4 protein-coding genes are annotated in these 6,580 nt (G+C 64.1%); 3 read left to right on the forward strand and 1 reads right to left on the reverse strand.

The window, feature by feature from the left end:
• The first annotated feature begins 504 nt into the window (after nt 1-504).
• From RKP46_RS06585 to RKP46_RS06595, 3 genes are all read left to right on the forward strand, one after another.
• Complete coding sequence (locus tag RKP46_RS06585; protein ID WP_311105905.1) at nt 505-1,638, forward strand: ABC transporter substrate-binding protein; 1,134 nt, start codon at nt 505-507, stop codon at nt 1,636-1,638.
• A gap of 13 nt (nt 1,639-1,651) precedes the next feature.
• Nucleotides 1,652-4,408, forward strand: coding sequence for an ATP-binding protein (locus RKP46_RS06590; protein WP_311105906.1), 2,757 nt, complete (start codon nt 1,652-1,654; stop codon nt 4,406-4,408).
• A gap of 122 nt (nt 4,409-4,530) precedes the next feature.
• On the forward strand, nt 4,531-5,454 hold the full coding sequence (locus RKP46_RS06595; RefSeq protein WP_311105907.1) for a DUF3616 domain-containing protein: 924 nt from the start codon (nt 4,531-4,533) through the stop codon (nt 5,452-5,454).
• Nucleotides 5,455-5,580: 126 nt separating this feature from the next.
• Here RKP46_RS06595 and RKP46_RS06600 read toward each other — a convergent pair whose 3' ends face one another.
• Entirely contained in the window at nt 5,581-6,186 is a 606-nt protein-coding gene (locus tag RKP46_RS06600; RefSeq protein ID WP_311105908.1) for a PEP-CTERM sorting domain-containing protein, read from the reverse strand.
• Nucleotides 6,187-6,580 lie beyond the last annotated feature (394 nt).

The following is a 6,580-nucleotide window of genomic DNA, read 5'->3' on the forward strand; positions in this document are numbered from 1 at the left end:
TCGTCGAATCGTCGCTCGACATGCAGCGCCTCGGCCGCCTGGCGGTCAATGAGTATATCGACCAGTACGTCCCCTGATCGATCAGTCCAGGTCGTGGGCTTGAACGTCGCTGGCCAGGAATGGAGAAACTTCAGCGCTCTGTCCACATGTTTGTGGCCGGAGTGAAAGCGGTGCGATCCAGCCAGAGCCAGAGCGGAATTCTGCCGGGTTGACGATGATCGCCCGGCTGTGCGGCGGAAATACTTGCAGAAGTGGCACTGCATCTCCTATGCTGAACCAGCAGTTAACTTTTCCCGGCAAGCCGGCTTTTTCGCTGCCGCTGCACGACCTCAGCGGCGAAAGCGGCTCTTGCCACGTTCATGTTCGCCATGACTAACTCGCATAGATGACGATGACTGGGTGGCCGCTGGCCGAAATGGCCTTGCCCGAGCGTCGCCGAGCAACGACCGATCGAGCACGCCGACTGTGCGCCCGAAAACCTCTGGCGGGCTGGAGCAGATCACGATGAACAAGCGCTTGATGTGGATCTTCGGCCTGGCCCTGCTCCTCCTTACCCTGGCGGTTGTCGGCTACTACGCGCGACAACGGCCCGTACCGCCGGCACCTGCAGCTATGGTACGTGACTACGAAAAGTATCCTTACACGCGCAACGACCAGGCGAAGGTGGTCGATTTCGCCACTCAGCCCGGTTCGGGCTACGCCAATGGGGGCCTGCTGCACGACCGTATTCTGCAGAAACAACTCGCCGACGCAGGCTGGACGTTGCGCGAACACGGTTATCTGACCGGCAAGGAAATGCAGCCGTACTGCGACGGACGTCTCGACGTGATGGTGATGGGCGATCTGCCGACGATCACCGCGCTGGCACAGAAGCGAGTCGCGATCATCGCCGTCGCGCGCATCAACACCAATGCCATCGTCGCCAATCGCAAGATCACCCCTGCCCAGTTCAAGGGCTTGCGGATTGGCTATCCGCCGGGAACCAGTGCCCACTTCATGCTCCATCAGGCGCTGCGGGCGGCCGGTCTGTCCATGGCCGACATCGTTCCGGTGCATGTCAACTCGAACGACATGGAACAGGCCTTGCGCGATGGAAAGGTCGATGCGGTGTCTTCCTGGGATCATTTCGCGATGAATATCGTCGAGCGCGTTCCCGGCAGCGAAGTCATCCTGAGTGCCGGTACGTCGACGTATATCCTTGCCGACATCGACTTCGCGACGCAGTACCCTGAGCAGTTGAAAGCCATGCTGGCCTCGGTTTACCGCGGCGCGCACTGGTCGCGCACATCGGAAGAGAATATGCGTACGGCGCTGGCCTGGACCCGCCAGTCGAACATTCGTTTTTCAGGCAAGACGCAAGTCCAGTCGGAAGTGCAATGGATAGGCCTGATGCGCAAAGACACGACGGAGAACCCCTCGTTTCCGCTGCTGCCGCCTGATGTCGCCAACGACAACGGCCGGTTGCAACAATTGTTTGCCTTTGGCCGGGAAGTCGGCCTGATTCCGGCCACCGCTGGCGACTGGCCGACGATCAGCCGCAGGATCCTCCACCAGCCAATGCAGGATGTCGTTCGCGAGCGCGACAGGTGGCAACTGGACCGCGCCGACTATGCGCCGGAGGTTCTTTATCCGCACTGACTTGGGCGCGCGCATGTCGCGGCTGTTTACCGCCAGCTTTCGGCAAAGGATCATTCTTGGTTTCTCTGTCCTGATCCTGCTGTTGATGGGAGTGATGGTCGCGGTCGAGGTGGCCGGCATTCCCGGCAGCGGCAACCCGGGCCGTTTCGGGGCGGCACGGGCCAAGGCGCTGGGCGACCTCGAGCTGATGTCTGGCACCTTGGCCGAACACCTGACCAACTGGCTAAAGGTCCGTCGCGAGCATGTCCGCGGCATTGGCGCCTCACCCTTCCTCGGGCAGGCGATCGTCGCCCGCCCGGCACCGTCGGTCGACGCCCTGAGCAGCGCGCTGGAAAGCTGGCGGCAGAGCTATCCGGACATCTCCGGGCTGGCGTTGCTCGATACGGCGAGTGGATCGCTGCTCGCTGGCGCGGGTGATTTTGCCGGGGCACGCACGGCCAGCGACCTCGCTATTTCGCCGGAACACCTGGCCACGCTGGTCCAGCCGGGCTACGCCGAAACGCTGGCGGCGCACGATCAGGTTGGCAAGAAGCGTGTCCTGCGCATCATCCGGCAGGTTTTCGCAATGCCACGCGCGGACGTGCCGACCGCCTTGCTGGTGGCCGAGATCGCAATCGACGAGCCGTTGCTGCGCCTGATCTCGTCGATTCGCGGGCCGCTTTCGCGCCACTGGACGTGTATCGTGGCCAGCGCGACGCGCGGGGTGGCGGTGCCTTTCGGCGATTTTCGCGATCGCCGCGAAGTGGCAAGTGATCTGCCCGTCGGGCCCGCGACCTGGCGCCCGACGGCGCTTGCCCTGGCGGGTATCGATGCTTCCTACGAGGGTCCGGACTGGCAAGGGCAGGCGGTGTTCGCCTTTCATCGGCAGGTAAAGATCGATCCCAGCGTCGCGCTGGCGATCGTCCTCAGCATCCCGCGTCAGCACGCTCTGGCCTCGGCCTGGAGCGATCTTGCCCGCCAACTGGTCGTCTGGCTTGGCATGCTGATCGCCGGTATGGCTCTTGCTTTCTGGCTTGCGCAGCAGATCGCCAAACCGGTGAAAGGTTTGTCCGAGGCAGCTCGGGAGATCGCCGCGGGCCACCTCGCAGCGCGCGTTACGCTGACGGAAAGCGGCGAATTCGGTCAACTGGCGACGGTGTTCAACGCCATGGCGCAGCGCGTCGAAGGGTGGCAGCGGGATCTGGAACAGCAGGTCGCCGAACGCACGCGGGAGCTCCAGGAAAGCGAACGACAATTGCGTCAGCGCTCGCAGGAACTGGTGAGCAAGAATAGCGAGCTGGAAGAGCACCGCAATCATCTCGAAACGCTGGTCAACGAGCGTACCGCAGCGCTGTCAGTAGCCAAGGAAGCCGCCGAGGCCGCCAATCGCGCCAAGAGCCTCTTCCTGGCCAACATGAGCCATGAGTTGCGTACGCCCTTGAATGCAATCCTCGGCCTGTCCGACATTCTGCGCCGCGATGCGACCACTTCCTTGCCGCACAAGGAAACCCTCGCCATCATTCACAAGAGCGGCGATCACCTGCTGGCGCTGATCAACGATGTGCTCGACATCTCCAAGATCGAAGCGGGACGGATAGTCCTGGACGCACAGGCTTTCGATCTCGGCGCCATGATCATCGATGTCGCCGACATGCTGCGCGTGCGCGCCGCGGACAAGGGTTTGCAACTGCTGGTCGACGGTTCCTCAGAATTTCCGCGCTACATCGTCGGCGACGAAGCCAAGCTGCGCCAGATTCTGGTCAATCTGATGGCCAACGCGATCAAGGCCACCGAGGACGGAGGCGTGACATTGCGTCTGGGTGCCCGGGAATCGACCCGCTTATGCTTTGAGGTCGAGGATACGGGTTGCGGGATCACGCCGGAAGATCAGGGCAAAATCTTCGACGCCTTCGTGCAGGTCGGGGCGCCAGTCAAGCAGCAGGGCACCGGCCTGGGTCTCGCCATCACGCGCCAGTTTGTCGAGATGATGGGCGGTCAGATCTCGCTCAACAGCGTCCCTGGGCGGGGCAGCGTTTTCCGGGTCGAACTGCCGCTGATCGCGGCGCAGCCGGAGGACGTTCCGCAGGCATCCGTGGCGCAGGGCGAAGTGACCGGCCTGGCACCTGGACAGGCGCCGTGCCGGGTGCTGGTGGTCGAGGACCAGGTCGAGAACCGCTTCCTGTTGACCCACTTGCTGGCGAGCGCTGGCTTGAGCGTGCGCTCGGCGCAGAACGGTGTCGAGGCACTCGCCATATTTGCCGACTGGCAACCGCATTTCATCTGGATGGACCGGCGGATGCCGGTGATGGACGGCGTCGAGGCAACCCGTCGTATCCGGTTGCTGCCCGGTGGCGCGCAAGTCAGGATCGCCGCGGTGACCGCCTCGACTTTCAAGGAGGAAGACAGCGAACTTGTCGCCGCCGGCTTCGACGACATCGTGCACAAGCCCTTCCGTTCCGAGCAGATCTTCACCTGCATGGAACGTTTGCAGGGATGGCGTTTTCTGCGCGACGAAACGGTTGACGAGGCCGCCACTGCCACGGGCCAGATGACGGCGGATCTCGCCGCGCTGCCCGACGCACTGCGCCAGGCCCTGGGCGCGGCCTTGCTCGAACTGGACAGCGCGCGCCTTGAAGCCTTGATCGAAACGATGGCGCAGGATAAGCCGGAACTCGCCGCTACCTTCGGCGAGCGCGCGCGCGCTTACGATTACGACGCACTGATGACACTGCTGCAGGCGGCCAACTGCGCTGCCAGTGAAGCGGCTGGCCGCCTGGCGGCGAGTGCATGAGCGTCGGCGTGCGCTGCTCTGCGCGCGGGAGCGGCGAGATCGGCTAAGATGATGGACAGCGCAAGCGGACCTGCGTCCGGTACAGGACGCGGCGCGGGCAATCGTCTCGGAGACTTTTCCACATGCCAGCACAAGCCGTCCCCCGTTTTCAGCCCCTGACCGGCGTCTACGAGCCCTCCGGTATTCAGCAACTCGCCGACGGACGCTTCATCGTCATCGAGGACGAAGAGAAGCACGCGCTCAGCCTGCTTCGCATCGTTGACGGGAAGGTTCACCGCAAGCCGCTGGAAGCACCGTTCTGGCCGTGGAGCAGGGGGGACTTCTGGCACCTCGACGACCTGGAAGGCGTCACCGCCGATCAGGCAGGTTATGTCTATGCCATCACCTCGCATTCGCGCGATGGTGACGGCGAGGAGCAGGAGGCGCGCGAGCGGCTGGTGCGCTTTCGCATCGAGGGCGACGCTGTCGTCGAACCGCGGGTCGTCGACAGCCTCAAGCGCGCGCTGACTGCGGCGCACCCGGCATTGGCCACGGCCGCCGAAATCCGCGAGGTCAAACGCGAAGGCGGTCTGAATATCGAGGCCCTGGAGATGAGCGCCGACCAGCGTCGCTTGCTGATTGGCTTGCGCAGTCCATTGCTCGGCGGCCGTGCAATCGTCGCCAGTCTGGAGAATCCGCGGGCCGTTTTCGACGAGGGCGCCAAGCCGCAGATCGCCAGCACGCTGACGACGCTCGATCTGGCCGGCAACGGGATTCGCGGAATGGCGTATGCGCCTTGCCTCGCAGGCTATCTGTTGATCGGCGGTCCCGTGGCGCGCCAGGAGGTGGACTTTTCCTTGTGGTTCTGGAGCGGCGCGCCGCAAGATCGCCCGCGCCGTGTCCATGTCGCCGGTCTGCCCGGTCTGGAGCATGCGGAAGGCGTGACGCAGGCGCTGTTCGACGGACAAGCACGCATCGTCGTGGTCAGCGACGACGGCAATCGTGCGGCTGGGCACTACGCGCGCTATCTGGTATTACGCCCGCAAGAACTGCTCATCGGTCCTTGAGCGGGAGACGCCAGGCACCGGCAACGGAGCTTCACACGCCGCGAACGCGCGTTGACCGCGCAGGGGCACGGTGGTTGCGCGCCGCGCCGGTCGCCGTAGCAGGCGCCGCGCGGGCGCGCTTTCCGGTTAGTGCACGAGCTTGCGACGTCGGCCGAGCAGGAGCGCGAGCAGCGCGCTGGTGATGATGGGCAGCGTTGCGGGTTCGGGAACTGCGTTCCGGATGCCCACCTCGACCGTCAGGCTGCCACTGTTGTTGAACCAGCCGTAGCCGTCCATCGTACCCAGATACAGTCGGGTGGCACCGGTCGGCACGAAAAACGACTGTACCGTGGTGCCGTCGTTGCGCCGTCCGTCACCGATCAGGAACGGCTGCTTGAGGAGCGGCGACAGCGAGGCGAAATCGCGTGCGGCGTCGGTGCTGAAATCGAGGTAGGTCGACGGCGCAGGCGTCAGGTTGGGCTGCGTACCGTCGAGGAAGACGCCGATCAATGCATCGATCCGCACGATGATGTTGCCGATGCCATTCTCGGCGCCGCTGTTGTGACTGGTTGGCGTCTCGTTCGCGTCGCCCTCGGCGCCGGCGTAGCCGCAGCTGCCGGCGGGGCAATGATCGGTTGTTCCGGACGCCGAAAACACGAGCCGATCCCCGGCGGCAAAAGAGATCCCGCTGACCAGCACGGGCGATTGCCCGGGAGCGGAATCCTGCAGGGAGGCGGTCGAGCCGTTCGGCATTCCAGCGAGCCAGATGTCGGCGGTTCCCGGAACGGTGATCGTCGTCGCCGTTGCCGAAGCGGCCAGTCCGAAGGCAAAGGCCGCAGCCAGGCATTTCTTGAGCATACCGAGTTCTCCAAGTCGAGTCACCGAAGGCCCGCGGCACCGATCGACCGGCGTTTCCGCAGCAGACGTCTTTGACGCGAACGCACATTCCGTGCCAGAGAATAAAGCGCTACTTATAGCAACTCGTTGCCGCCGACTGGGCGCAGGCGTGCGCCAGCATCTGTAAAGAATTCCGACACTTGGGCAGCGCCCAGCGAGTGGCTTCAGTCTACGGAAGTTGCTTGCCTTCGTGTTCTCCGGCCAGCGCCAGCACGCGGCGCTGCCAGCCCGATCGACTGGCGGCGTGGAC

The sequence above is a fragment of the Accumulibacter sp. genome (assembly GCF_031732815.1).
GTDB lineage: Bacteria > Pseudomonadota > Gammaproteobacteria > Burkholderiales > Rhodocyclaceae > Accumulibacter.

What these genes read in the sequence shown, in the direction of transcription:
- RKP46_RS06585 (WP_311105905.1), top strand. Translation starts at nt 505, where the DNA reads ATGAACAAGCGCTTGATGTGGATCTTCGGCCTGGCCCTGCTCCTCCTT.
- RKP46_RS06590 (WP_311105906.1), top strand. Translation starts at nt 1,652, where the DNA reads ATGTCGCGGCTGTTTACCGCCAGCTTTCGGCAAAGGATCATTCTTGGT.
- RKP46_RS06595 (WP_311105907.1), top strand. Translation starts at nt 4,531, where the DNA reads ATGCCAGCACAAGCCGTCCCCCGTTTTCAGCCCCTGACCGGCGTCTAC.
- RKP46_RS06600 (WP_311105908.1), bottom strand. Translation starts at nt 6,186, where the DNA reads ATGCCGAACGGCTCGACCGCCTCCCTGCAGGATTCCGCTCCCGGGCAA.